The sequence below is a fragment of the Uliginosibacterium silvisoli genome, from assembly GCF_036017035.1.
Lineage (GTDB): Bacteria > Pseudomonadota > Gammaproteobacteria > Burkholderiales > Rhodocyclaceae > Viridibacterium > Viridibacterium silvisoli.
This window is the reverse complement of the sequence record NZ_JAYXHS010000002.1, coordinates 221,867-247,199: the sequence shown is the minus strand read 5'-3', so window position 1 is coordinate 247,199 and position 25,333 is coordinate 221,867. Positions and strand designations below refer to the sequence as shown.

24 protein-coding genes are annotated in these 25,333 nt (G+C 63.0%); 18 read left to right on the top strand and 6 right to left on the bottom strand.

Features of this window, described 5'->3' with window-relative positions:
* Positions 1-24 precede the first annotated feature (24 nt).
* Positions 25-2,979 (top strand): PAS domain-containing hybrid sensor histidine kinase/response regulator, encoded by a 2,955-nt coding sequence (locus VVD49_RS10730; RefSeq protein WP_327599177.1) that lies wholly within the window; start codon positions 25-27, stop codon positions 2,977-2,979.
* 33 nt (positions 2,980-3,012) lie between these two features.
* On the opposite strand, the gene VVD49_RS10725 is transcribed toward VVD49_RS10730, so the two are convergent.
* Positions 3,013-3,510: a DUF3016 domain-containing protein gene (locus VVD49_RS10725; protein ID WP_327599176.1), complete on the bottom strand. Its 498-nt coding sequence runs from the start codon at positions 3,508-3,510 to the stop codon at positions 3,013-3,015.
* Between the two features lie 207 nt (positions 3,511-3,717).
* Here VVD49_RS10725 and leuS point away from each other — a divergent pair, with 207 nt between their 5' ends.
* Both leuS and VVD49_RS10715 read left to right on the top strand, forming a co-directional pair.
* A complete protein-coding gene (gene leuS, locus VVD49_RS10720) occupies positions 3,718-6,357 on the top strand; it encodes a leucine--tRNA ligase (protein WP_327599175.1) in 2,640 nt (879 codons plus the stop codon).
* 99 nt (positions 6,358-6,456) lie between these two features.
* Positions 6,457-7,245 carry a DUF3750 domain-containing protein gene (locus VVD49_RS10715; protein ID WP_327599174.1) on the top strand — a complete coding sequence of 263 codons (789 nt, stop codon included), beginning with the start codon at positions 6,457-6,459 and terminating at the stop codon, positions 7,243-7,245.
* A gap of 77 nt (positions 7,246-7,322) precedes the next feature.
* Here VVD49_RS10715 and VVD49_RS10710 read toward each other — a convergent pair whose 3' ends face one another.
* Both VVD49_RS10710 and VVD49_RS10705 read right to left on the bottom strand, forming a co-directional pair.
* Positions 7,323-8,813: a methyl-accepting chemotaxis protein gene (locus VVD49_RS10710; RefSeq protein ID WP_327599173.1), complete on the bottom strand. Its 1,491-nt coding sequence runs from the start codon at positions 8,811-8,813 to the stop codon at positions 7,323-7,325.
* A gap of 69 nt (positions 8,814-8,882) precedes the next feature.
* Positions 8,883-9,038: a hypothetical protein gene (locus tag VVD49_RS10705; RefSeq protein WP_327599172.1), complete on the bottom strand. Its 156-nt coding sequence runs from the start codon at positions 9,036-9,038 to the stop codon at positions 8,883-8,885.
* 193 nt (positions 9,039-9,231) lie between these two features.
* On the opposite strand from VVD49_RS10705, the gene VVD49_RS10700 reads away from it, so the two are divergent.
* Both VVD49_RS10700 and fumC read left to right on the top strand, forming a co-directional pair.
* A complete protein-coding gene (locus VVD49_RS10700) occupies positions 9,232-9,615 on the top strand; it encodes a hypothetical protein (RefSeq protein ID WP_327599171.1) in 384 nt (127 codons plus the stop codon).
* A 57-nt stretch (positions 9,616-9,672) separates the two neighbouring features.
* Positions 9,673-11,058, top strand: a complete 1,386-nt coding sequence (gene fumC / locus VVD49_RS10695; RefSeq protein ID WP_327599170.1) for a class II fumarate hydratase — start codon at positions 9,673-9,675, stop codon at positions 11,056-11,058.
* A 54-nt stretch (positions 11,059-11,112) separates the two neighbouring features.
* Here fumC and VVD49_RS10690 read toward each other — a convergent pair whose 3' ends face one another.
* On the bottom strand, positions 11,113-11,697 hold the full coding sequence (locus VVD49_RS10690; protein ID WP_327599169.1) for a DUF3016 domain-containing protein: 585 nt from the start codon (positions 11,695-11,697) through the stop codon (positions 11,113-11,115).
* 94 nt (positions 11,698-11,791) lie between these two features.
* On the opposite strand from VVD49_RS10690, the gene VVD49_RS10685 reads away from it, so the two are divergent.
* Complete coding sequence (locus VVD49_RS10685; RefSeq protein WP_327599168.1) at positions 11,792-12,427, top strand: LPS-assembly lipoprotein LptE; 636 nt, start codon at positions 11,792-11,794, stop codon at positions 12,425-12,427.
* The gene (gene holA, locus VVD49_RS10680) at positions 12,427-13,443 is read left to right on the top strand and encodes a DNA polymerase III subunit delta (protein ID WP_327599167.1); all 1,017 of its coding nucleotides are present in this window, start codon (positions 12,427-12,429) and stop codon (positions 13,441-13,443) included. The genes VVD49_RS10685 and holA overlap by 1 nt, the downstream gene beginning before the upstream one ends.
* Positions 13,444-13,589: 146 nt before the next feature.
* Here the strand turns inward: holA and VVD49_RS10675 are convergent, their stop codons facing one another.
* Positions 13,590-14,459 (bottom strand): GGDEF domain-containing protein, encoded by an 870-nt coding sequence (locus tag VVD49_RS10675; protein ID WP_327599166.1) that lies wholly within the window; start codon positions 14,457-14,459, stop codon positions 13,590-13,592.
* A gap of 364 nt (positions 14,460-14,823) precedes the next feature.
* On the opposite strand from VVD49_RS10675, the gene VVD49_RS10670 reads away from it, so the two are divergent.
* The 7 genes from VVD49_RS10670 (at position 14,824) to VVD49_RS10640 (ending at position 21,165) form a co-directional block, all read left to right on the top strand.
* Entirely contained in the window at positions 14,824-15,855 is a 1,032-nt protein-coding gene (locus VVD49_RS10670; protein ID WP_327599165.1) for an extracellular solute-binding protein, read from the top strand.
* 96 nt (positions 15,856-15,951) lie between these two features.
* Entirely contained in the window at positions 15,952-17,172 is a 1,221-nt protein-coding gene (locus tag VVD49_RS10665; RefSeq protein ID WP_327599164.1) for a glycosyltransferase family 4 protein, read from the top strand.
* The gene (locus VVD49_RS10660) at positions 17,169-18,032 is read left to right on the top strand and encodes a hypothetical protein (RefSeq protein WP_327599163.1); all 864 of its coding nucleotides are present in this window, start codon (positions 17,169-17,171) and stop codon (positions 18,030-18,032) included. Before VVD49_RS10665 ends, VVD49_RS10660 begins: the two co-directional genes overlap by 4 nt.
* Positions 18,032-18,439: a hypothetical protein gene (locus tag VVD49_RS10655; RefSeq protein WP_327599162.1), complete on the top strand. Its 408-nt coding sequence runs from the start codon at positions 18,032-18,034 to the stop codon at positions 18,437-18,439. The genes VVD49_RS10660 and VVD49_RS10655 overlap by 1 nt, the downstream gene beginning before the upstream one ends.
* A gap of 26 nt (positions 18,440-18,465) precedes the next feature.
* A complete protein-coding gene (locus VVD49_RS10650) occupies positions 18,466-19,638 on the top strand; it encodes a glycosyltransferase family 4 protein (protein ID WP_327599161.1) in 1,173 nt (390 codons plus the stop codon).
* Entirely contained in the window at positions 19,635-20,306 is a 672-nt protein-coding gene (locus VVD49_RS10645) for a hypothetical protein (protein WP_327599160.1), read from the top strand. The genes VVD49_RS10650 and VVD49_RS10645 overlap by 4 nt, the downstream gene beginning before the upstream one ends.
* Positions 20,296-21,165 carry a hypothetical protein gene (locus VVD49_RS10640; protein ID WP_327599159.1) on the top strand — a complete coding sequence of 290 codons (870 nt, stop codon included), beginning with the start codon at positions 20,296-20,298 and terminating at the stop codon, positions 21,163-21,165. Before VVD49_RS10645 ends, VVD49_RS10640 begins: the two co-directional genes overlap by 11 nt.
* Here VVD49_RS10640 and VVD49_RS10635 read toward each other — a convergent pair.
* Complete coding sequence (locus VVD49_RS10635) at positions 21,159-22,424, bottom strand: MFS transporter (RefSeq protein WP_327599158.1); 1,266 nt, start codon at positions 22,422-22,424, stop codon at positions 21,159-21,161. The genes VVD49_RS10640 and VVD49_RS10635 overlap by 7 nt on opposite strands.
* A gap of 133 nt (positions 22,425-22,557) precedes the next feature.
* On the opposite strand from VVD49_RS10635, the gene VVD49_RS10630 reads away from it, so the two are divergent.
* The 4 genes from VVD49_RS10630 (at position 22,558) to VVD49_RS10615 (ending at position 25,308) form a co-directional block, all read left to right on the top strand.
* Positions 22,558-23,835, top strand: a complete 1,278-nt coding sequence (locus VVD49_RS10630) for a glutamate-5-semialdehyde dehydrogenase (RefSeq protein ID WP_327599157.1) — start codon at positions 22,558-22,560, stop codon at positions 23,833-23,835.
* A gap of 4 nt (positions 23,836-23,839) precedes the next feature.
* Entirely contained in the window at positions 23,840-24,055 is a 216-nt protein-coding gene (locus VVD49_RS10625) for a hypothetical protein (RefSeq protein ID WP_327599156.1), read from the top strand.
* 107 nt (positions 24,056-24,162) lie between these two features.
* Positions 24,163-24,759: a chalcone isomerase family protein gene (locus VVD49_RS10620; protein ID WP_327599155.1), complete on the top strand. Its 597-nt coding sequence runs from the start codon at positions 24,163-24,165 to the stop codon at positions 24,757-24,759.
* Between the two features lie 258 nt (positions 24,760-25,017).
* Positions 25,018-25,308, top strand: a complete 291-nt coding sequence (locus tag VVD49_RS10615) for a methylated-DNA--[protein]-cysteine S-methyltransferase (protein ID WP_327599154.1) — start codon at positions 25,018-25,020, stop codon at positions 25,306-25,308.
* Positions 25,309-25,333: the final 25 nt, after the last annotated feature.

Below are 25,333 nucleotides of genomic sequence, written 5' to 3'. Positions count from 1 at the left end.
CAGGTACGGAACACTGGAACAGCAATGAGCAGGCGTGAGATCAGCAGGAGACTCGTGGACATTGGCTTGTCTGTTGCGCTGGCGACGATGGCCGCGCTCGGCTCGCTGTACTGGCATCTTCCTGAAGTTGTGGCCCTCGCGCTGACCGGCTTCAGCGCCCTGCTACTCGCCCTCTGGAATCTCACGAAACCGACGCCTCCCGAAGGCGGCACTGCGCAAACGCACGCCTTTTTGCAGCGCATCATCAACATCATTCCCGAACCGGTTTACATCAAGGACGCGAACAGTCGCTACCTGTTGGTCAACCAGGCTTTTGCGCGCCAGCTGAACAAGCAGCCGGAAGAGATGATTGGCCAGCTGCCAGAACATGTCTTCGACGACCCCACCTACGGCAAGATGGTCTTCGACGAGGACCGCAAGGTGCTCGCAGGCCTTCAGCTCTTCAAGGAAGAACACGGCCCCAACCCCGTCACCGGCGAGGAGCGTTTCCAGGTGGTGGCGAAGGAGGCGTGCATGGATGCGCGCGGCCACAAAGTCATCATCGGCACCAACTTCAACGTGACACGCTGGCGTGTCGCCGAGCGCGAGTTGCAGGAGGTGCTGGAGCGTGAGCGTGAACAACGCAAACGCACCCAGGATTTCGTGCAGCGACTCATCGACGTGATGCCCGAGCCTATCTACATCAAGGATGCGCAAGCGCACTTCCTGATGGTCAATCAGGCATTCGCGCGCGAGCGCCAGCGCCCAGCGCACGAGCTCATTGGCATGACCTCATTCGATCTCGCACCGAATGCCGACTCGATTCACATGGTGGCCGAAGAAGACGCCGAGATCCTGCGCAACGGCACGAACATTTTCAAGGAACACCACGCACGCACGCCGGTGACGGGCGAAGAACGTATCCGCCAGGTCCACAAGCGCCTGAGCTTCGATGCCGACGGCAACCCCATCATTGTCGGCGCGCACTTCGACATCACCAGCCTGCGTATCGCCGAGCGCACGCTACAGGCCGCGCTGGACCGCGAGGTGGAATTGCGCCAGCGCGTGCAGACCTATATGCAGCGCCTGATCGACGTCATCCCGCAGCCGGTGTACGTGAAGGACGCCGAAAGCCGTTACCTGATGGTCAACGAGGCTTTCATCCAGGAGCGTGGCCGCCCGCGCGAAGCCATCATTGGTGATTCGTCGATCCACCCGAGCAATCCGAATCCACGGGATCCGAAGATCCTCGAAGAGATTTTCCATGTCGTTTCCGCGGAAGACGCTGCGGTCCTCCAGGGCGCCGTCATCCTGAAGGAGGAAAGCCGCCCTCACGCAGAAACCGGCGAAGCGCGCTATCGGCTCATTTCCAAACGCGCCTGCGTCGACGCCGAAGGCAACAAGGTCATCGTCGGCGCCAACTTCAACATTACGCAGTGGCGTCAGGCCGAGGAAGAAGCTGCGCGCGCCAACCAGGCAAAGTCGGTATTCCTCGCCAGCATGAGCCACGAGATCCGCACGCCCTTGTCGGGCGTCATCGGCACCTTGCGCCTCGCCCTGCACGACCGCTCGCTGACGCGCGAAACGCACGACTATCTCGACATGAGTCTGTCGAACGCCGAATCGCTGCTGGGCATCATCAACGACATTCTCGATTTCTCGAAGATCGAGGCCGGCCAGCTGAAGATCGAGCACATCGACTTCGATCTCCGCGCCAAGACCCGTGACAGCATCCAGGCCTTCCGCTCACATGCCGCCAGCCGCAGCCTGCGCTTCGATCTCGACATCGCCCCGACGCTGCCGCAGTACCTGCAGGGCGACCCGACGCGTATCCGCCAGGTACTCATGAATCTGGTTGGCAACGCCGTGAAGTTCACCGATCAAGGCTCCATTGCCGTCACCGTGAATGACCTTGGCATGGTCGGCGAGCAGCATCATGTCGGCTTCAGCGTCCGGGATACGGGCATCGGCATCCCGGCCGAAGCCTTGCCACGGCTTTTCCAGAAATTCCATCAGGCTGACGTCTCGACCACGCGCCGCTACGGTGGCACCGGCCTGGGCCTGGCAATCTGCCGCGAGCTGGTCGAGGCCATGGGCGGCAAGATCGAGGTAAGCAGTGAGGACGGTGCGGGCACGACCTTCCGTTTCGACCTGTTCCTGTCGCCGGGTGTTGCGCCCAGCGTCGACCTGGAAGCGCCCCTGCGCCCGCATGCACGACGGCTTAGCGTGCTGTGCGCCGAAGACGTGCCCGTAAACCAGCTCATCGTGCGTACCCAGCTGACGCACATGGGGCATGAAGTAGATATCGTCGGGACCGGCCTGGCCGCCGTGCAGGCATTGGCCAACAGGGACTATGACGTCGTCCTCATGGATGGACGCATGCCGGAGATGGACGGTGCCGATGCGACACGTGCCATCCGCGCCGGCGGCCTGCCGGGGATGACCGTACGCAATCCCGACATCCACATCATCGCGCTCACCGCAAACGCCAGCGACGAGGATAGGCAGCAGTACCTCGACGCGGGAATGGACGATTTCGTGACCAAGCCGGTGTCCGAACGTCAGCTGCACCAGATTCTCGAGACTATCATTCAGACGCTTGAGGCCAACCATGTCCCGGCCACCAGCACCCAGCCCTGGCAGGATACGGCCCACCGTAGCTGGTACGAGACGGCGAGCAGCACCTCAGGGCACACAAGCGGGGTCGAACTGGCCGGGCAGGCAGACGACTTGATGGAGCGAGTCATGAACGTGTTCGTTTCTGCCATTCCGGAGCGCATCAGCCTGATGGACGCTGCCTGGCAGAGCCGCGACATGGAGGCACTGGCCAGTTTGTTTCAAAGCATCAGCGGCAGCGCGGAAAAAGTCGGCATGGACGAGATGCACGACTTCGCAGCCCACCTGAAGGATGCCGCCGTTCGCGCCGATACGCCGGCGCTGGAGCGCGAGTACCCGCGCCTGCGCGGCGCGCTGACGAGCATCCAGGAGTGCTTTGAATAGGCACTCCCGGCAGGCACGAAGCCTTGCGCGGACTCAGGGCCTGGCAGGAAAGTCGAGATCCACCCAGTCGTCGACAAGAGACTTTTCGTAGCGCAGCGTGTCGCCGGGGCTACCAGTGCTGACCATGAAGTTCATGTCACGCAGCTTGCGTTCGCCACTGCGCAGCACCTGCCCATTTTCATCGACGACGCGGAAGACAACGTGCATGCGCGGTGGGGTCGTGTCACGCACCACCCGCGGGCCACTGCCTGCCGGCCCGCTCCAGGACTCAACATTCCCTGCAAACTTGAGATCACGCACCTCGATCTCCGCACGCTCGTTGCCTGCCAGGCCCGGCGAAATCGTCTTCTGCATGTACAGGCCCAGCTGAACCAACCAGGCGCCTTGCTGTTTGCTCACATAGCTCCGGTCGCGATTCTCGGAGAGGCCCGCAGGCGGGCCGAAGCGCACGGCGACCTTGGGAGCCTGGGTGGCCGCCATCGCCAGCACGGGCAGCATCAGGCACGCCCCCAACGCAGCGCCCAGTGACACTCGCCATCCGGCCCTGCCCACCAATTGCTGCCTTGCCTCGCGTCTCATATCAACTCTCCATGTCCGCGCCACGCGGCGCTGAAGATCCCATCATAGGACCTGCCGACGGGCGTCGCATACGTCCCATGCGGGCTTTGCCGCGAGCGTGCTGCTAAAATGGCGGATTCGCCAACCGAACCAGGCCCTACTCGGCCCACGCCCATCCCCATGCAGGAAAATCTCAGCTCTCATTACGACCACACGGCCACTGAAAAGACCTCCCAACAGCACTGGGAGCGCACCGAGGCCTTCAAGGCCGTCGAAGATGCGACGAAGCCGAAGTACTACTGCCTGTCCATGTTTCCTTACCCGTCGGGCAAGCTGCACATGGGCCACGTGCGCAACTACACCATCGGTGACGTGCTGACGCGTTTCCACAAGATGCGCGGTTTCAACGTGATGCAACCCATGGGCTGGGATGCCTTCGGCCTGCCCGCCGAGAACGCTGCCATCGCCAACAAAGTGCCGCCCGCAAAGTGGACCTTCGACAACATCGACTACATGAAGGGTCAGCTCAAGTCGCTGGGCTTCGCCATCGACTGGAGCCGCGAGCTCGCCACCTGCACGCCTGAGTACTACAAGTGGAACCAGTGGCTGTTCCTGCGCATGCTCGAGAAGGGCATCGCCTACCCGAAGACGCAGGTCGTGAATTGGGACCCGGTCGACATGACCGTGCTCGCCAACGAACAGGTCATCGATGGTCGCGGCTGGCGCACCGGCGCCGTCGTCGAGAAGCGTGAGATTCCCGGTTACTACCTCGCCATCACGCAATATGCCGAAGAGCTGCTCGGCGACCTCGATACGCTGGAGAACTGGCCAGAGCGCGTGCGCCTGATGCAGGCCAACTGGATCGGCAAGAGCACCGGCGTGCGCTTCGCTTTCCCGCACGACATCAAGGATGAGAGCGGCGCACTGATCGGTGACGGCAAATTGTGGGTGTTCACCACGCGCGCCGACACCATCATGGGCGTGACCTTCTGTGCCGTTGCGGCCGAGCACCCGCTCGCCACGCATGCTGCACAGAACAATCCCGAACTCGCCGCCTTCATCGCCAAGTGCAAGAGCGGGTCGGTCATGGAAGCCGACATGGCGACCATGGAGAAGGAAGGCCTGCGCACCGGCCTCTTCGTTACCCATCCGCTCACCGGCGAACAGGTCGAAGTGTGGGTCGGCAACTATGTGCTGATGTCATACGGTGACGGCGCCGTGATGGCCGTGCCGGCGCATGACGAGCGCGATTTCGGCTTTGCCAAGAAATACGATTTGCCGATCAAGCAGGTCATCGCAGTTGGCGACAAGAGCTTCTCTACTGATGCGTGGCAGGAGTGGTACGGCAGCAAGGAAGGCCAGACGATCAACTCCGGCAAGTACGACGGCCTGGGTTACGCCGCCGCTGTCGATGCAATTGCCGACGACCTTGTGGCGAAGAACATCGGCGAGAAAAAGACTCAGTGGCGCCTGCGCGACTGGGGCATCTCACGTCAGCGTTACTGGGGCTGCCCAATCCCTATCATCCACTGTGCCGATTGTGGCTCGGTGCCGGTGCCCGACGACCAATTGCCCGTCGTGCTGCCGACCGATTGCGTGCCGGACGGCTCGGGCAATCCGCTCAACAAGCTGTCGTCCTTCCTCGATTGCGCCTGCCCGAAATGCGGCAAGCCCGCCCGTCGCGAAACGGACACGATGGACACTTTCGTGGACTCGTCCTGGTACTACGCGCGCTTCGCCACGCCGGGCAATGACAAAGCTATGGCCGACGAGCGTGCGGACTACTGGATGCCGGTCGACCAGTACATCGGCGGCATCGAGCACGCGATTCTCCACCTGCTCTACTCGCGCTTCTGGACCAAGGTGATGGGTGATCTGGGACTCGTGAAATATCGCGAGCCCTTCAAGCGCCTGCTCACGCAAGGCATGGTGCTCAACCACCTGTTCTCGCGCCGTTCGGACAAGACAGGTATCGAATGGTTTGCGCCGGAAGAGATCGACTTGATCAAGGACGAAGCTGGCCGCGTCACCGGCGCCACTGCCAAGCGCGACGGCAATCCTGTCGACTACGGCGGCTACGGCACCATGTCGAAGAGCAAGCGCAACGGTGTCGATCCGAACGCGATGATCGAGCAGTACGGTGCTGACACCTCGCGCTTCTTCATGATGTTCACTGCGCCGCCAGAGCAGACGCTGGAGTGGAGCGATGCGGGCATCGAAGGTTCGTACCGCTTCCTCAAGCGCGTGTGGGCCTTCGGCAATGTGTTCGCCAACGAAGTGCGTAGCAAGCTGCCTGCGCAACGCGAACTCGCGACGGCCAAGCTGCCGGATAACCTCGCGACCTTGCGCCGTGAAATCCACCTGAACCTGAAGCAGGCCAACTACGACCTCGGCAAGCAGCAGTTCAACACGGTCGCATCTTCGTGCATGAAAATGCTCAACGCACTGGAGAAGGCGCCGCGCGATTCTTCACTGGCCGCCGAAGTGATCGAGGAATGCTTTGGCATCCTGCTGCGTGTGCTGTCGCCGATCACGCCGCACATCACGCACGTGCTGTGGGCCGACCTCGGATACGGAGATGACATCCTGCAAGCCACCTGGCCAGAGCCGCTCGAAGCTGCACTGGTACAGGACGAGATCGAACTCGTGCTGCAGGTGCTGGGCAAGACGCGCGGCTCGATCAAGGTGCCCGCAGGTGCCGACAACAAGGCCATCGAGGCGATTGCCCTCGCTTCGGAGGTTGCCGTGAAGTTCATGGAAGGCAAACCAGCGAAGAAGGTCATCGTGGTACCGGGCCGTCTGGTGAACATCGTCTGCTGATCTGATCCTCGCTGCATCGACAAAGAGGCGCCTGTGGCGCCTCTTTTTTTGTCATGCTCTGCCCTGTTCCGCGCTGACGAGATGCACAGGAGATTCGACATGAAAACCGCAAGGCGTGTGCTACGGACCTTGGCGCTGACCTTCGTATCGATCGGATGCCTATCGCTGGCCTTGAGCTTCGTGCGGACGGCGACTGGCGAAGAAGCGTCACGCCCCATGAGCTGGGCCGACGCACCACGTCACTCCTCCGGCATTGCCCCCGACCCTGCCACGCTGGCAGACACAGCCATCGTGCAGGTCTATGCCGCACAGACCTGGGGCTGGCGCGGGCGTTTCGCCGTGCATACCTGGATCATTTACAAGCGACGCAGCGAGACGGCCTGGACGCGCTATGACGTGGTCGGCTGGCGCGGCAGTGACGTCGTGCAGCGTGACTACGCGATTGCCGACGGCCTGTGGTTCGGCGCGCAGCCACAGCTGCTGGTCGAGCATCGCGGCCCGGGCGTGGAGGCAATGATCGGCGAGATTGAAGCGGCCATCGCGAGCTATCCGTATGCCGACACCTACGATGCCTATCCCGGCCCCAACAGCAATACCTTCGTCGCACATATCGGCCGCGAAGTGCCGACGCTGCGTCTCGACATGCCCGCCAATGCCATCGGCAAGGACTATCGCCCGCTCACCCGGCCGTTGGGTCTGAGCCCTTCCGGCCGCGGAATACAGTTGTCATTGTTGGGCCTGCTCGGGTTCAACCTTGGCCTCGAGGAAGGGATCGAGCTCAATGTGCTCGGCCTGGACTTCGGCATCGACTTCAACCGCCCCGCGCTGCGCCTGCCCTTCATCGGCCGCCTGGGCATGGACGATACGACGCGCGAATTGCACGACTGAGCCTGCGTCGCACGCAGTAAGAAAGGCCGGAATCACCCGGCCTTTTCTGCATCCGATGCGGTCTGACTTCTTGCGGGTCAACCGATCTTGTAGCGCGACAGGGAGTTGTGCAGGCTGCTGGAAATCTGATCGAGTCTGGTCGCTTGTTCGGCGATGTTGCGCGTGTTCGACTCGGCTTCATCGGCCATCCTCGCGATACTTTCAACATGACTGGAGATCTGCTGCGAAGCAGCTGTCTGCTCACTCAGCGCATCCGAGATGTGACTGACGATCTGGCCGACCTGCCCGGTCTTCTCGGTAATCACGCCGATGCGCTGCCCCGCACCGCTCGCTTGCGCCACGCCTTCGTGCGCCTGACTGACGGCCATCTGGATGGACTCCAGCACGGAGTTCTTGGCGTTGTGCATGTCACCCATCATCGCGGCAATCTCGTTGGTTGCGCTGGTCGTGCGCTCGGCCAGCTTGCGCACTTCATCGGCCACGACCGCGAAGCCCCGGCCCGTCTCGCCAGCACGCGCCGCTTCGATCGCCGCATTCAGGGCGAGCAAATTCGTCTGGTCCGCGATGTCCTTGATGATGGTGACCACCTGGGCGGCTTTCTCGGCCTTGCTGCCGAGCTCTTCGACACTCGCTACGGCGCGGTCGACGACGTCGGCAAAACTGGTCATCTGTTCAACAGCGCCCTGCACGACTTGCGCGCCGGCATGCGCTGCGTTGCTCGACTGCTCTGCCAGATCGTGCGCCGACGTCGCGCTCTCGGAGATGTCGCGAATGGTGTTGCCGAGCTCCTGCATGGTCGAGGCCATATTGCTCGTCGCATCGTTCTGTCGCGATGCACCCTGTGAGATGACACGTGAGGATTGACTCAGGCTGGCAGCCAGCGCGCGCAGTGCCGTCGCCTGTTGCTGGGTGTCGCTGATCAAGCTGCGCAGCCAGGCTTGCAGCCCCGCGATGGACGTCAGTTCGCTGCTCTGTTGCAGGCGCTTTTCGTCGAAGCGGAAATCGAGCTTGCCTTCATGCACGTGCGAAGCGAAACGCGAAATATCGATACCGCTCTCGACGCGCAGCAGCAGCTGCCGCGCGATGTAGCAGAGGATGGCCGTCTCGATCACGACATAGGCCGCGTGCAGGAAGACAAAGGAAACGCCCTCGGCCTTGGGGAAAACAAACACGCCGACGCCTTGCGCCTGCATGAAGGAGAAACCGAGATGGTGGACCGCGATGACAGCGGCAGCCATGATCAGCGGGCGCCAGTCGCAATACAGCAGCAGGAAGGCCAGCAAGGCGAAGATGCCGAAGTGCGTCTCCAGCATGCCGGAGCTCTGGTGAATGAGCAGTGCCGAGAAGATCATGAAGCCGGCGGCCACCGCCAGGCTGGTCACGAGTTGCCCTGGCACCGTTCGCCACAGGAACACTGGCACGGCAAGGGCTGGTATGCCGATCAGCAAGGCGGGCAACCAGGTGCTGGTAAAAGCCGCCACCACCAGACAAACGCCGAGGTGGGCTGCCAGCACGACGACAAGTACCGCATCGGCACGTGCCCGGAACAATCTCAATGCATCATTCATACGACATTCCTCGTCTAATCGTGATCCGAGAAAAGTAAGCGGCTCAAACCCCACGCTGGCCGGGCGTCTTCAACCACCGCACAAGAGCCCGCGCAATGCGGACTGATATTCAAAAGCACCCAGCACGGCGAGACTGCCCGCCAGCCAGACGCCTAGCACCAACCAGTGTCGCCAGCTCACGGCATGCGTCGCGCCGGCCTCGACCGGGGCGGTGTGCGGAGACATGACGGGAGGACGCTGGGCAAGCTGCTTCATCTTCCGGTTAACGCGGAATGTGGCTGGTTCTTGAGTGGCAATTGATGTCGGCGCAGGGGCGATCAGGCGCTCACCGCATAGCGGAATGATCGGCCCGCGAAGGCCCTTGCCATTGCACTCACATCAAATGATAATGATTCTTATTTAATTGATTGAGGCCGCCATGCGCCATTACTTCTGTCACTTGTCGCCCGTCGAGAAATGGCGCTGGATGGGCATGCGCGTGCGGCTGTCCCTGTTTCCCTGCGAGCCGCGCCTGCTGGACCAATATCTGACGACAGGACGCTGGCTGCATGCCAATACGGACTACCCGCTGTGGCAGATGGCGCACACGACGGCCAATCTGCTGCTCACCACGGCGGCCGACCCGTCCCTGCCGCTGTACTGGCGCAGCCTCTGTCTCGATCACATCTACCAGCCGCTGGACCAGATGGTGCGCATCGTGAAAGGCGAAAGCCAGCAGCGTCAGCTAGCCGAGCTACGCTTCAAACTGGTCCGTCTCGACATCACGCCGGCAGACGACACCGCATCCGGTGCGGCAGACTGAAAGCCCGACTGAAACGCCAGTTCCTTCTCGTAACGCCTTGAAGAAAGCCCCCGCACCATGAGCACACGTTCCGAACGCGACACCTTTGGCCCGATCGACGTACCCGCCGAGCGCCTGTGGGGCGCGCAGACACAGCGCTCGCTGCAGAACTTCGATATCTCCGGCGAGCAGCAGCCACGTGAAATCATCCGCGCGCTGGCGCAGGTCAAGCGTGCTTCGGCCAAGGTCAATCATGCCCTCGGCCTGCAGGACGCACAGAAGACGGAGGCCATCATCGCCGCCGCCGATGAAGTCATTGCCGGCAAGCATCCGCAGGAATTCCCGCTGGTGGTGTGGCAGACCGGCTCGGGCACGCAGACCAATATGAACGTCAACGAAGTGCTGGCCAATCGCGCCAGCGAATTGCTGGGCGGCGAACGCGGCGAGGGGCGCAAGGTGCACCCGAACGACGACGTCAATCGCAGCCAGTCGAGCAATGACGTGTTCCCCACCGCCATGCACGTCGCTGCCGTCGAAGCCCTCACGCACAAGCTGCTGCCTGCCATCGCGAAGCTGCGCGCCACGCTGGAAAACAAGTCGCGCGACTTCGATGACATCGTGAAGATCGGTCGTACCCACCTGCAGGACGCCACGCCGCTTACGCTGGGTCAGGAGATCTCCGGCTGGGTCGCGCAGCTCGCACAGGGTGAGCGCCACGTACGCGCAGCTCTGCCGCATCTCTGCGAACTGGCGCTGGGCGGCACCGCTGTCGGCACCGGCCTCAATGCGCCGAAAGGTTATGCCGAACAGGTGGCAGCCGAACTGGCGCGGCTCACTGGCCTGCCCTTCGTCACTGCACCGAACAAGTTCGAGGTGATGGCTGCCTGCGATGCACTGGTGCACGCCCATGGCGCGCTGAAGACGCTGGCCGCCAGCATGATGAAGATCGCCAACGACGTGCGCTGGCTGGCCAGTGGCCCGCGCAGCGGCATTGGCGAGATCAGCATTCCCGAGAACGAGCCGGGCTCGTCCATCATGCCGGGCAAGGTCAATCCGACGCAGAGCGAGGCAGTCACCATGCTTGCCGCGCAGGTGTTCGGCAATGACGTCGCCATCAACATCGGCGGCGCCTCGGGCAATTTCGAACTCAACGTCTTCCGCCCGATGGTGGCGCACAACTTCCTGCAGAGCGTGCGCCTGCTCGCGGACGGCATGGTCAGCTTCAACGACCACTGCGCCGTGGGCATCGAACCGAACCGCGCGCGCATCGACGAGCTGGTGGCACGCTCGCTAATGCTGGTGACAGCACTGAACACGCACATCGGCTACGACAAGGCGGCCTACATCGCGAAGAAGGCCCACAAGGAAGGCACGAGCTTGCGCGAAGCAGCTGTCGCGTCAGGTCATGTGAGCGGCGAAGACTTCGACCGCTGGGTCGTACCCGGCGACATGGTGGGTCGCTGAGCAGATCGGCAAAGCGGAGGGTACGCGGGCCGTCAGCCTGCGCACCCGCCTCGCTCATTTCCGCTTCTGTTTCGGGAAATCGCGATCGACCCAGTCGTCCAGCAGGCGCTTCTCGTAGCGCAGCGGATCGGAATCACCGAAGTCGCCGTAGCTCAGGTAGTTCATGTCGCGCAGCTTGCGCGTCTCCGTCCGCACGACCCCACCGCTGGCATCGAGCAGCCTGAAGCTCAGGTCGATGCGCGGCGGGTCCGTTTCGCGAATGACACGAATATCGCCCGCCCCGCCCGGCGTGCCCCGCGCGTTGCGCGCAGACGAGCCTGCACGTTTAAGGTCGAGCACATCAATCTGCAGAGTCTGGCCAGCGGGCAGGCGTGGCGCCACCGCTTGCTGCGCGTATTTCCCCAACTCGGTGAGCATCGCATCGCGACGTCCTGCAGGCTCGCGGTCGAAACGGCTTGTCGCAAACTTGTCGATCTGCACGAAGCGTAGCTTGACGGGCAACTCAGGCGTCGCCTCCAGCGTCAGATCGCTTGCCATGGCCGGGCCGACGAAGCCCCCCAGCAAGGCTGCCAGCAAGAAGCATCGCCGCCAGCCAAAACCAGCAAGGCCCTGCCCGAAACCCATCCCGCCCGCCTTCATCTCCGCACCTCCGTTGCCATGTCAATGATCAGCATGCCCGATAAGACCGGGCTTGTTCGTGTCGGTTTCCTGCGACAGGGCCGGAAGCCGTAGAATGGCGATCCGCCTGATTAATGGATTCACGCTGATGACGTCCGCCCTGCGCACCCCTTTCTGCAAGCCCACCAGCGCCCCGTCCGCCCTTCTTTCCTTCGTCCTGATTGCTTTCATCGCCCTCGTACTGAGTGCCTGCGGCTTCCAGCTGCGCGGCCCCAAGCCGATGGCTTTCAAGACGATCTATCTTGAAATGAGTCCGTATTCGGAACTGGCTGCTGACCTGAAGCGCCAGATCAGGACTTCCGGCACGACCGTGGCCGTGGACAAGCGCGAAGATGCAGAAGTGCGCTTCGTGGTGCTGGAGGACAGCCAGGAGAAAGCCATCCTGTCGCTCGGCCCGACCGGTACGGTGCGCGAATACCAGCTGCGCAAGCGCTTCGCGTTCCGCCTGCATGACAAGGCCGGCAGGGAAGTCCTGCCGCTGCAACAGATCAACATCACCCGCGACATCACCTACAGCGACAGCATCGTTCTCGCCAAGGATCAGGAAGAAGCCCTGCTCTATCGCGACATGCAGAGCGACCTCGTGCAGCAGATCAGCCGCCGCCTTGCCGCAGTCCGCATGACTCCGGTTGCGCCCGATGCCGAACCAGCAGTTTCCGGCGTACCGATCGGCCCGGGTGCCCGCCCGTAATGAATCTGCGCCCCGAGCAACTGGCGAGTCACCTTGAGCGTGAGCTGGCGCCGCTCTACGTCGTGCATGGCGATGAGCCACTGCTGACAATCGAAGCAGGCGACGCGATCCGCGCCGCTGCGCGCGCCAAGGGCGTCACCGAACGCGAAGTGCTGGTCGTGACGCAAGGCTTCAAGTGGGACCAGTTCAATCTCGCGGGCGGCAATATGTCGCTATTCGGTGATCTCAAGCTGGTCGACCTGCGCATCCCCACCGGCAAGCCCGGCCGCGATGGCGGCGACGTGCTCACGCGCTTCTCGAAGGAAGTCGATCCGCATGGCGGTGTGATCACCCTGGTCACCCTGCCGCACATGGACTGGGCTGCGCGCAAGCTCGGCTGGTTCGTAGCGTTGAGCGAAGCCGGTGTCACGGTCGAGTGCAATGCACCGCAACTCAACGAACTGCCGCAATGGATCGCCAGCCGCCTCGCCCGCCAGCAGCAGACTGCACCGCGCGAAGCGCTCGTCTTCATTGCCGAGCATGTAGAAGGCAACCTGCTCGCTGCCCACCAGGAGCTGCAGAAACTGGCCTTGCTCTACGGAGAGTGCGCACTGACGCTGGAACAGGTCGAAGATGCCGTGCTGCACGTTGCCCGCTATGACACCGAGAAACTGCGCACAGCCTTGCTGGAGGGCGATGCGGCGCGCTGCGCACGCTTGCTGGAAGGCCTGCAGGGAGAAGGTGCCGCGACGCCACTGGTGTTGTGGGCGATGGCCAATGAAATCCGCACCCTGGCCAATGTGCGTGCCGCCATGGACAGCGGCCAGCCTGTCGATATGGCCCTGAAAAACGAACGCGTCTTCGGCCCCCGCCAGATGCTATGCAAGCGCGCCGTGCAAAGGCTTCGTGGCGGCGCCCTGCGTGCCGCGCTGATGCATGCCGCGCGCATAGACCGCATGGTCAAGGGCTTGACGACCGGCGACGTGTGGGATGAATTCCTGCAGCTTTCCCTGCGCGTCCGCGCTGGGAACCCGTAGAAAATGGGCTGCGCCCGCAGCTGGCGTTGTTGGCTCGCTCGCCGTGCCTGAGCGCTGCTCTGCGCGAGCCGCCTAGCCAGCTGCGCGCTCGCTCCATTTTTACAGGCTCCCTACCCACTGAAAATCTGCAAAAAAAGAGCGTTGATTCAGCCGCGCGCCCTGCGCATCGGCGCGGCAATCGTCGACAGCATGTTCGACAGACGCGTGCCCGGCCCGATGCTGCTCACGCCCACGTCCTGCTGCAGGAATACACCCGCATCGTCGCCTGCATTCAGGTGGCTGACCACGCAATCGCGGCCGCGCTGCTTGGCGGCATAGAGCCACTGGTCGGCGCGCTGCACCAGCACATCAACGTTGCCCTCACCGCTGTGACTACCGATGCCGAAACTGGCGGTCACCAGACCAGCCGAGGAAAAGGCCTTGCGGCGAATCGCACGGCGCATACGGTCGGCGATCTGCATGGCGCCCTCCGTGTCGGTCTCCGGGCAGATCAGCAAGAACTCTTCGCCGCCCCAACGCCCCAGATGATCGGTCGCGCGCATCTTGCGCTGAATGCGCCGCGCGATACCCGCAAGCACCAGATCACCGGCAGGGTGTCCCAGGGAGTCATTGATGCGCTTGAAGTGATCGACGTCGAACATGACCAGCGACAGCGGGCGCGCGTAACGCAGGGCACGATCGAACTCGCGCTCAAGGAGTCGCTCGGTCTTGCGACGGTTGTGCAGTCCGGTCAGGCCGTCGGTGTCCGCATCGGCCATCATGTCGTCAAGTTCGCGCCAGCGCCGCCAGGCAAACACCAGCACCAGCGGAGAGGACAAGCCCATCAGGACGACTAACGGCAAGACGTGCCACGCCGGATGCCTGGCATCCAGCGCCGCCAGCCAACCGGTTAGATCGAGACTGGCTACACCCATGCACAGCACGCCTACGGCACCCGCGAGGATGCCGAGATCGAGGATGGACTGGCGATGATCCTGTAGCCAGCGAAGCTGTTTTCCGGGGCGTGGCCTGGTCACGATGGGCTGAAGAAAATGGCGCGCTGACAGAGCGCGATACGCACATCATCGGCCCTGTCGTTCGGGCGCTACAGCCCGAGGCAGCACAATACGATGCTCGGGTGTGAAATTCTCAACGCTGCACGCGCGATCTCCGCTCTGTGTGACGGAAATCAGCCACTCCACAGGTATCGATCTGCCCTGCGAAACACTGCGACACAATTGCGCAACAACGGAGACACCCCGGCAAGAAATATGATGTATGTTTGAGCGCACGCTGAATACGCCGCGATCCGGGTGTCAGACACCCGCATGGCAGGACGCAACGATGCGCCACGCCAACGTCATGGTCTCACCGATGTGATGCCGCAGGAGCTTCCGCAGCATGATGGTTCGAGTTTTCGTCTTGGTGGTATTGCTGTTCTGCAAGCCGGCATTGGCCATGGAGACGCTACGCGTTCTCGCCTGGCCAGGCTACGCCAGCCCCGAAACCATCCGCAGCTTCGAAGCCGCGCACAACGCCATCGTCGAGCTCAGCGTGGTCAGCACCGACGACGAGCTCTGGAACAAAGGGCGCCACAATAACGGCGGTGATTTCGATGTCATCGCACTGAACAGCGTCGAACTGCGCCGCTTCATCGACAAGGGGCTGGTCACGCCCCTCCAGCTGCGCAACATCCCGAACGTGCGCAGGCAACTGCCGCGCTTCCGCAACCTGGCCTCCATTCCCGGCCTCGCCCGCGAGGGGCACATTTATGGCGTGCCGTTCACCTATTCGGCGATGGGCTTGATCTACAACCGCAAGCTCGTCACCGAAACCCCCACGTCGATGAATGCCATGTGGGATCCGCGCTATCGCGGCAAGGTGCTGGCCTACAACAGCAGCAGTCACAGTTTCAGCTTCACCGCACTTGCATTGGGCTTGCCTGATCCCTTCAACCTGAACACCTCCCAGTTCCGCCAGGTGCTCGACAAACTCATCAGCCTGCGCAGCAACGTACTCAAGTTCTACAGCCAGCCAGAAGAAGTCGTGGATATCTTCCGCGACAATGAAATCGCACTGATCTACGGCAACTACGGCGAGCAGCAACTCAAGCTGCTACGCGCCGCCGGCGCGGATATCGGCTACGTGATGCCCAGCGAAGGTGCGCTGGCCTGGCTCGACTGCTGGGCCATCATGAGCCAGGCGAGCAATCGCGGCCTTGCCGAGGCGTGGATCAACCACATGCTGACGCCGGGCGTGTCCGGTCAGCTCACGGAAGAGCAAGGTTTCGCTAACACCTTGCGCGAGACGCCTAACAAGACAATGCGAGACTCCGACAAGATGTTCTGGCTGGCACCGGTCGAGGACGTGCAGAAGCGCGCCTCGTACTGGGAACGTCTGATGTCAGGCGCAGCCCCTCGCCCCCGTTACTGAGGCTGCGGAGACGCGCCGCCTGCCTGTGCGCACACATGGGCAGCGGCCGACCGCCGGCTTGCAGGACAACGAGGCGACTGTCTACCATGGCCCCCCATGAATCCCTCGCCAGCCCACCGCGCGCTCTACGCGTCGTTCGACCGTGTGCCATCGCCGAAAGGTGCGGCCACGCACATCGAGCGCTTCGCAGGCACCTTGTTCGACACCTTTGGCGGCGGCCTGCTATATGTGCTGGGTGACGCCTCCTTGCCGGCGCATGGACGCGAAGGCTCCGTAGAAGTCCTGCGCCATATTTCGCAGCACGACAACCTCGTTGACCGAACGCAGCACTTCGGCCAGCAGCTTGCCGCAACGCTCGCCAGCCTCGACGCCTCGCTGGAAATCTGTCACTTCCGTGACCCGTGGAGCGGCGTCCCCATTCTCGATCGGCCGCACCGCTACCGTACGGTCTACGAGGTGAACGGCCTGCCGTCGATCGAACTGCCGAGCACCTATCCCCTGCTCTCGCCACGAACACTGGACAAGATCCGCCGCGCCGAGCGCTTCTGCTGGGAAAATGCCGACAGCATCGTGACGCCCTCCGAGACGATTGCCGACAATCTCGTCCGCATGGGTGCAGCGCACCAGCGCATCACGGTCATCCGCAATGGTGCAGAACCAGTCCGCCTGCAAGCCGCACGGCCGGCAAGTGCGCCCGAACGCTATCTCATCTATTTCGGTGCCCTGCAGGCATGGCAAGGGCTGGATGTCTTGCTACAGGCATTCGCACGACTCGCGGATCTCGATCTGCAACTGGTGATCTGTTCGTCATCACACCCCCGTCTCGAAAAACCTTTCCGCAAACTCGCCACGCGCCTCGGGCTGGATGAGCGCATCGTATGGCAGCACGGACTCGGCCGCGCCGAGCTCAAGGGCTGGGTCGCCCACGCCGCGATCAGCGTCGCGCCGCTGACCGAATGCGCACGCAATCTCGAGCAGGGCTGCTGCCCCTTGAAGATTCTCGAATCGATGGCACAAGGCACTCCCGTCGTCGCCAGCGATATCCCTGCCGTACGTGAAATCCTGACTGCGGACATCGGCAGGCTGGTGCACCCGGGACGCCCCGCCGAACTGGCGCGTGCCCTGCGCGTGCTGCTCGAATATCCGGACGCGGCCAGGGCCATGGGTATGCGTGGCCAACAACAGCTCGAGCAGACGCTGACCTGGTCGGCGAGCACCTCCTCCCTGCGCCAGCTCTACGGCTCCTTGCTCTCGCCTTCTCCATCGAGCCGCCCTCCCATCACTTCTCCTCACGAGCTTGCCGGAGCTTATTCATGAGCCTGCTGACCGCCTGGAATAGCTGGCGACGCCTCGACGCACGGCAACGTGCGCTGATAAAGGAAAAGGAAATCGATGCCAGCATGTCGCTTGAGGAATGGATTCCCTTCCTTGGCGGCATTGCCCGCTTCGACCGCGCCGGAGACGGACTGCGCAAAGCACTGGGCTGGCTGACCCTCATCAGCGTGCCTCTCGGCCTGATTCCCGCCATCGTGACGGACAGCCCTGCCCCCTTGCTGGTGTGGCTACTCTCGCTGGGCCTGGGGATCAGCTGGTGGCGGCTGCGCAAGATCGACATTCCGTCGTCTCTCGACCGCTTCCTGCTGCCCTGGCTGACCTTGCTGAAAGAAGATATCCAACCCAAGTCGGAAGTGGTGCTACGCCTCGACCTGCGCGGCGCGGAGATGGACAACAAGAGTCTCATGGCCAGCGACATGCCACGAGGACTTCCGAAAAGTCCGCGCAATTGCCAGGACACGTACTTCCGCGACGACTGGCTGAGCGGTACCGCCTCGCTCGCCGATGGCGCCGTACTGCGCTGGCAGATCTCGGACCTGGTGCGTCAACGCATCAAGACGCGGAGCAATTCACGCGGCAAGACCAAGCGCAAGACCAAGTACAAGATCCAGCGCAGCTTCGATGTGCAACTGAGCGTACGCGCCAGGGACTACCAGGTCGCACAGCTCCGGCCCGACACGGCCTGCCGCGAATCCGTCAAACATGGAGAGAAGCGTGCAGCGATCCGTGTGCGTACACGCTCCATCGGCCACGAGCTGACGACACCGCCGCGGCTCGATGAACTCGTTGGCACGGTCTCCCGCGCCTATCGCCATCTTTCAATCGCCCCCAAGGAGCGTTGATGCAATCCTCGAATGCCTGCACCGTACAACGCGGCATCTTCTCGCTTCGCACATGCGGCAACGCCTCGAGCGAGCACTGCACCCAATGCATGCGCCCGATCTGCATGGAACATTCGCACTACGGCACGGAGCAGATCCTGTGTCCCGAGTGCTTTGCCGCTTCACCCGGCAATCGTGCTGACACCGATGAGGATGGCGACGCTGGCGACTGGGAGTCGCCGGGCTGGTCCGGGCGCTGGAGCAGCGAGTACAACAGCTCCCACGCGTACGTTCCGCTCGCTGCAGCGAGCCAACTGGACAAACCTGGCCAGTTCGACGACATCGATCGCCATGCCTTCGCAACACGCAGCGCAGGTGAGCTGGACGACGGTGACAGCGGCGGATCCTCCGGGTTTTCTGACAGTTGAACCGCGCACACCCGCTCCCGCCGCATGTGCCACACCTTGTATGGCTCACGGAGAACTACCCGCCGGCCAACGGCGGCATGGCCGTGTCATGCGATCGCATCGTGCGTGGCTTGCGCGCTGCGGGTGTGGTGGTCGACGTACTGCACTTCACGCGACAGTCCTCGGGCAAACCGCGGCTCGAGATCCAGCGCAACGGCCGTCACCTTGCGTTTCCCGTAGGGGATGACGTCTCCCACTCGCTGAACCTGCTGTTCGAACATCTGCGCATCGATCCACAACGCGAAGCGTTCACGCACGTCGTCGCCTTCGGCGGCCACCTCCCCTTGCTGGCTGCGCCCAGCTTCGCGGCCTGGCTGGGCTTGCCGCTTATCACGCTGTTCCGGGGCAATGATTTCGACGCAGCCATTTTCTCGCCGCAGCGCCGCGACATCGTGCGCGAAGCCATCGAGCGCGCAGCGCGTGTCGGTGTCGTGAGTCATGACAAGGCGCAACGCATCCGTGCACTGCATCCTGCGGCGGAGATCACGTGGACGCCCAACAGCATCGACCTTGCCGACTGGTCGCCCCTGCCTTCGGATCGCGCCCAGGCCGCGCGATGGCGTGACACGCATGTAGCCGGCACACGACGCGTGCTGGGCCTGTTCGGGCAGATCAAGTCGAAGAAAGGCGGCTTGCAGCTGGTCGACGCGCTGCTCGCCTCCGGCACGCATGCGCATCTGCATCTCCTGCTGGTCGGTGATCTCGAAGACGACATTCACGCGCGCCTGGCCGACGAGGCCTCACCCATCGCACATACCGCACTGCCATTCTCCGATCGCTACAGCCTGCTGCCGCACTACTGCGCTTGCGATGCCATTGCCATTCCGAGCTTCTACGACGGCATGCCCAACGTATTGCTGGAAGCCATGGGCCTGGGCGTTCCGCTACTGGCGTCCACGGCAGGCGGCATGGGCGACATCCTCGTCGATGGCGAGCACGGTTTCCTGTTCCATCCCGGTGATCAACACGGCTGCCGCCATGCACTGGCGCGCCTCGCCCAGGCCTCCAGCGCCGACCTGCGGCGCATGGGCGAAGCCTGCCTGGAAACCGCCAGGCTGTTCCATCCGGCACGCGAAACGAACGCCTACCTCGACGTCTTGCGCGAAACCATGCCTGCCGCCGCTCCCCACGCAGCACCTTTGTCGAAAGATGCCATATGAATTCACCGATGCGCCTGCGCCGCCTGTCCACGCTGCTTGCCCTATGTGCAGCACTGCTCACCTTGTGCGCCTGCCAGAAAACGGAGGAGCCTCCCGCTGCCGTGAGCACGAGCACAACGCAGGGCACAGCGCCCGCAGATGATGCGAAGACGCTGCGTTTCGTGGACGCGGCTGGCACCACCCAGCTCACTCTAAACCCGAGCCAGATGGAGGCCCGTTTCGGCACAGGCGATCAGGCGAGAACGCTACGCGCGGAATCCGCAGATGGCGACAAGCGCAAGTACGTGCGCACAGGCGAAGGTGTGGTGATGGAAGTCAAAGCAGGTGATGACGGCTTCAAGCTGCGCAGCCGGGACTCGCATCTGCTGTGGAAGCTCAAGCTCAAGGACAAGGGCATCAAGATCAGCGACAACGAGGAGAACGCTCGTCCCGTCGCGCTGAAGATCAAGGGCAATGACATCGAGATCAGCGACAACGACAAGCCCCTTGGCACGGTGAGCTTCGATGGCGACAAATCGCGCGCGAAGATCACGGATGCCACAGGCAAGACCGTGGGTACGGTGCAGGCCCACAAGATCTCGGCCGCTTTCGCGCTGCCGCTCGCGACACGCATTCCGGAATCCGAGCGCGCTGTGCTGGCGCTCGAACTACTCGCCCGTGGGCTCTGAGACCACTCTCTACTACGCCTTCGGCGGCGGCCTCGGTCATTTGACGCGCGCCCGGGCGGTGCGCCATACGCTGGATCTGCGCGGTGACTTCGTCGTGTTGAGCGCAGCTGCCTCACCTCATGCGGCCCCTGCCGAGCACTGGCTCGCCCCGGCGGGCATCGAGAACGACATCCCGGCATTTCGCGCCTGGATCATCGAGTCCATCCAGCGCTTCCAGCCACAACGCCTTTTCGTCGACGCGTTCCCCGCAGGCATTCTCGGCGAACTCTGTGACTTCCCCTGGCCGGCCGGTCTGGATCTGGTACATGTCGCGCGCATTCTGCGCTGGGACAACTATGCCGGGCTCATACGCGGCGCTCTGCCCCGCTATGTCCACTGCTGGCAGCTTGAAGAGCTCTCGGCGGAGCACCACCGCACCCTCGACGCGATCTCGGCGCGGATCGCCCCGTTGACGCTCGAAGACCCGGCCGAGGCATCGCACGGAGATGACCTGCATGCCATCACGCGGCGATGGGTCGCGCTCGGCAAGCCTGTCTGGCTCATCGTGCACGCCGGGCCAGATACGGAAACGGCCGAGCTGCTGGCCTATGCGCGCGAGTGCGCCGCTACCGAACAGGTCGCCCCGCATTTCGCCGTGGTCTCCCCAGGCATACCCCTGCCAGGCGAACCCGATATCGAGCGCATCGATCTGCAACCCGCTCGCACCTTGTTTCCTTTCACAGCCCGCATCGTCACGGCCTGTGGATTCAACTCAATGCGACAGGCTGCGGCCTGGCGCGAACGGCACTTGTGCATGCCGTTTGCGCGCCGCTTCGACGACCAGTTCCTGCGGCGCAAACGGTTTCTCGAGAATCAGTGAGGAGACGTTGATGGAACTGCGGAGGGCAACCAGCGCCACGCCGCGAAACCCAGCAGCACGCAGGTTGCGCCGATACCCGCAAAGATGGGCACCAAGCCGAAGGCATCTCCGGCATGCCCGATCAGGATCGTGCCCAACGGTGCGAGTGCAATCGTCAGGAAGCGCATGCTCGTCACCATGCGGCCGAGCAAGGCATCGGGCGTCACCGCCTGGCGCAGGCTCAGGTAGTTGACGACATACATCGCCGCGCCGCAGTCCATCACCATCAGCGCTAACCCGGCAGCCCAGTTGGCATGTGCCATATGCGCGCTCGGCAAGGCATACAGAGCGTAGCCACATCCGCCCAGAATCACGCCGCACACCAACGTGCCGCGAATGCCCAGGCGCCGCTCCATGCGATGCGCCAGCGCCGCGCCGACGAGACCACCGATCGCCCCAAGCGCGTTGATCAGCGCTATGTCACTCGCATCCAGCTGCAGATTGCGCGCGGCATGCAGCACGTAGAGCGCCTTGAAGCTGTCGTTGAGCGGAATCCACACGGCGACGACCCACACCAGCCCGCGCAACATCGGCGTGCGCCAGATGAGCCGCAGCCCTTCCCACACTTCGGCCAGCACACTCGCCCTCTGTGCATCGGTGTTGACCGCCTCGTCCGAACGAATCCGCCAGATGAGCCACGCCGAGACCAGAAAGCTCGCCGCGTCGGCCGTGATCGCCAGCGGCGCGCCGACGAGCGCCACCAGTGCGGCGGCCAGCGCTGGCCCAATGACCATCGAAGCGGAGGCTGCGGCCGACAGCTTGCTGTTGGCCAGCACAAGTCGCTCGCGCCCGACCAGATTCGTGATGAACACCTGCAGCGCCGAACCGCCGATGGCCTCATTGGTCGACACCATGGCGCCCACCAGCCACAGCAGCGGCAAGCTGAGGAGGCCCGCAGCAAATCCAATAGGCACGAGCGCCAGCCCCAGCGCGGCGAACAGATCGAAGCCGATCGCCAGGCGCCGCTTGCGCGAGCGGTCGATCCACACCCCGGCCGGTAAGCCCAGCACGAAGGGCAGCAACTGGCAGGCTGCTAGCACGCCCATATCGCTCGCCGAGGCGTGCAGCAACTGCACCGCAGTCAGCGGCAAAGCCATCTGCGTGACCGCCGTACCGAGCACCGACAGCGTATTGGCCTGAAACACGCGCATGAAATCGCGGTCGCGCCACAGGCTGCCGATGGGTGCAAAACGGTTCAGGAGCGACGGGAGGAACGGCATGCAGGGAAACGGACCGGAAATGCGACTGCGCGGGTCGGCGATGCTACCGCAACACGCAAGACTTTGAACCAAAGCACAGGCAATGCTCTAATTGGGAATTGAATCAGCGCTAACCAGCCTCAGATTGAGCATCATGGACATCAAGCAATACATGGAACAGGTCGGCAAACAGGCGCGCGCCGCATCGCGCCTCATCGCAGCCGCCTCCACCGACGCCAAGAACACGGCTCTCAACGCCATGGCCGCCAAGATCCGCGAACGCCAGGCAGAATTGCTCGCCGCCAACGAGCGCGATCTCGCGCAGGCGCGCGCCGACGGCCTCGAGCCAGCGATGGTTGATCGCCTCACGCTGACCGCCAAGGGCGTCGAGAGCATGGCTCAAGGGCTGGAGCAGATTGCTTCGCTGCCCGACCCGGTCGGCGAGATCACCAACGTCAAGCGTCGCCCCTCCGGCATCCAGGTTGGCCACATGCGCGTGCCGCTGGGCGTGATCGGCATCATCTACGAAGCGCGCCCGAACGTGACGGCCGATGCCGCAGGCCTGTGCCTGAAGAGCGGCAACGCCGCCATCCTGCGCGGGGGCAAGGAAGCGCTGAACTGCAACCAGGCGATTGCCGCCTGCGTGCGTGCCGGCCTTGCCGCAGCGGGTCTCCCGGAGACAGCTGTGCAGGTCATCGAGACGACCGACCGCGCCGCGGTCGGCGAACTGATCACCATGCCGCAATACGTGGATGTCATCGTGCCGCGCGGCGGCAAGGGCCTCATCGAGCGCATCAGCAAGGATGCACGCGTGCCCGTCATCAAGCATCTCGATGGCAACTGCCACGTGTATATCGACGACGACGCCGATGAAGCCAAGATCCTGCCCATCGTCGAGAACTCGAAGACGCAGCGCTACGGCACCTGCAACACGGCAGAAGGCCTGCTCATCGCACGCAGCGTCGCGAAGAAATTCCTGCCTGCCATCGGCAAGCTGCTCGCTGGCAAGGGCGTCGAGATGCGCGGCTGCGCGGAATCGCTTGCGATTCTTCGTGAGGCCGGCATCGATAACGCAAAACTGGTTGCCGCTACCGAGCAAGACTGGTTCGAGGAATACCTCGCGCCCATCATCGCGGTGAAGGTCGTCGACGGACTCGATGCGGCCATCGATCACATCAACACCTACAGCTCGCAGCACACCGACAGCATCGTCAGCGAGAACTACACCAAGTCCATGCGCTTCCTGCGCGAAGTCGATTCAGCCTCGGTCATGGTGAATGCCTCGACGCGTTTCGCAGATGGTTTCGAATACGGCCTCGGCGCCGAAATCGGCATCTCGACGGACAAGATCCACGCGCGCGGCCCGGTCGGCCTCGAAGGCCTTACCTCGCAGAAGTGGATCGTGTTCGGCAACGGCGAAGTGCGTAAATAGAACGATGGATAACCAGACCCTGGGCGTTATCTGCGTCATCGCCGGCATCGCCCTGCCGTTGCTGGCCTGGACGTTCTTCCGCAAAGAGGAATACAAGTTCTTCACCTTCGCGCCCTTCAACGAGGCCCACAACTACATGCGGCCGCCAGGTGGCGCGATCTGGTGGGCGGGTATTGCCGTGCTCTGCGTCGGCATCTTCAACTGCTGGGCTGCGCCTTGATCTCATGAGAAGCCGGGACGCTGGGGTCTGCGGCAACTTGGCATCGTCTGCTTCTTGCTGAACAATCAGCCAAGCGCCCGCGTCAGGGCGCACCACAGGAGACAGGCATGAACGCAGGCTCGAAGCGCATCCCCTTCAAGATCGTATTGGCGTTGCTGTGCGCGTTGAGCGCGTCACTCCCCGCGCATGCGCTGGATATCGCCGGCGCACATTTCGACGACAAGACCAGCGTCGCCACCAGTGAACTCACGCTCAACGGCGCAGGCGTGCGCACCAAGCTGTTCTTCAAGATCTACGCCATTGGCCTGTACCTGCCGCAGAAAACAGATGGCGCCGATGCCGTGCTCGCCAGCAAGGGGCCGCGTCGCATACAGATCGTCACGCTGCGCGACCTGACGGCCGAGCAGCTGACCGACGCCTTCATCGAAGCCCTCAACGCCAATCACTCCGAGCAGGAAATGAGCAAGCTCGCCGCACGCGTCGAGCGTTTCCGCGCGACCATGCTGTCCATCGGCAAGGCTGCCGACAAAACCGTGATTCGCCTTGATTACCTTCCGGCCAGTGGCACACGTCTGACTGTCGGCAACGAACAGAAAGGCAGTGACATCGCCGGCGAAGATTTCTTCCAGGCCCTGTTGCGCATCTGGCTGGGCAATGCACCGGCCCAAGCGGACATCAAGGAAAAACTGGCTGGCAAGAATTGAGCACGACCCAATATTGCAGATTAACTTCGACGGCGCAGCATTGAATTGACCCCCGAACTCCTCGACTTCTCTCCCGCAGATTTCGCTGCCATTCTTCCCTTGCCATGCTGCCGCCTCGGTATTCGAACTGACGCGGGCGGCAACCTGGATTCGATTTATTTTCTGCCACCCACGACGCCCTTACGCGAGTTTTCGGGAAACGACGGTCCGGTCAGAGCACTTGAACAAGACCTGACCCGCTGGCTGGAAAACCCCGCCTTGAAATTCGATTTCCCGAATATGAATCGGGGCACGCCTTTCCAGCGCCGCGTCTGGAAGGCCATTGCCGAAATCCCGGCCGGCGAGATTCGAACCTATGGCGAACTGAGTGCATCAGTCGGCGGCACTGCTCGCGCCGTCGGCCAGGCTTGCGGCGCCAATCCGTTTCCGGTGGTCGTGCCCTGCCACCGCGTCGTAGCCAAGACAGGCATCGGCGGCTTTGCCAATGCCCGTGACGGCTGGTTGCTGGACACCAAGCGCTGGCTGCTCAAGCACGAAGGCGTGCTGTGACCGGAGACGCTGGGACAGGAGAAAC

Coding starts and splice junctions, on each gene's coding strand:
- VVD49_RS10690 (WP_327599169.1), bottom strand. CDS start 11,697: ATGAAGGCGGGCGGGATGGGTTTCGGGCAGGGCCTTGCTGGTTTTGGC.
- holA (WP_327599167.1), top strand. CDS start 12,427: ATGAATCTGCGCCCCGAGCAACTGGCGAGTCACCTTGAGCGTGAGCTG.
- VVD49_RS10715 (WP_327599174.1), top strand. CDS start 6,457: ATGAAAACCGCAAGGCGTGTGCTACGGACCTTGGCGCTGACCTTCGTA.
- VVD49_RS10625 (WP_327599156.1), top strand. CDS start 23,840: ATGGATAACCAGACCCTGGGCGTTATCTGCGTCATCGCCGGCATCGCC.
- VVD49_RS10665 (WP_327599164.1), top strand. CDS start 15,952: ATGAATCCCTCGCCAGCCCACCGCGCGCTCTACGCGTCGTTCGACCGT.
- VVD49_RS10655 (WP_327599162.1), top strand. CDS start 18,032: ATGCAATCCTCGAATGCCTGCACCGTACAACGCGGCATCTTCTCGCTT.
- VVD49_RS10620 (WP_327599155.1), top strand. CDS start 24,163: ATGAACGCAGGCTCGAAGCGCATCCCCTTCAAGATCGTATTGGCGTTG.
- VVD49_RS10700 (WP_327599171.1), top strand. CDS start 9,232: ATGCGCCATTACTTCTGTCACTTGTCGCCCGTCGAGAAATGGCGCTGG.
- VVD49_RS10635 (WP_327599158.1), bottom strand. CDS start 22,424: ATGCCGTTCCTCCCGTCGCTCCTGAACCGTTTTGCACCCATCGGCAGC.
- VVD49_RS10630 (WP_327599157.1), top strand. CDS start 22,558: ATGGACATCAAGCAATACATGGAACAGGTCGGCAAACAGGCGCGCGCC.
- leuS (WP_327599175.1), top strand. CDS start 3,718: ATGCAGGAAAATCTCAGCTCTCATTACGACCACACGGCCACTGAAAAG.
- VVD49_RS10710 (WP_327599173.1), bottom strand. CDS start 8,813: ATGAATGATGCATTGAGATTGTTCCGGGCACGTGCCGATGCGGTACTT.
- VVD49_RS10705 (WP_327599172.1), bottom strand. CDS start 9,038: ATGTCTCCGCACACCGCCCCGGTCGAGGCCGGCGCGACGCATGCCGTG.
- VVD49_RS10660 (WP_327599163.1), top strand. CDS start 17,169: ATGAGCCTGCTGACCGCCTGGAATAGCTGGCGACGCCTCGACGCACGG.
- VVD49_RS10685 (WP_327599168.1), top strand. CDS start 11,792: ATGGCGATCCGCCTGATTAATGGATTCACGCTGATGACGTCCGCCCTG.
- VVD49_RS10730 (WP_327599177.1), top strand. CDS start 25: ATGAGCAGGCGTGAGATCAGCAGGAGACTCGTGGACATTGGCTTGTCT.
- VVD49_RS10645 (WP_327599160.1), top strand. CDS start 19,635: ATGAATTCACCGATGCGCCTGCGCCGCCTGTCCACGCTGCTTGCCCTA.
- fumC (WP_327599170.1), top strand. CDS start 9,673: ATGAGCACACGTTCCGAACGCGACACCTTTGGCCCGATCGACGTACCC.
- VVD49_RS10670 (WP_327599165.1), top strand. CDS start 14,824: ATGATGGTTCGAGTTTTCGTCTTGGTGGTATTGCTGTTCTGCAAGCCG.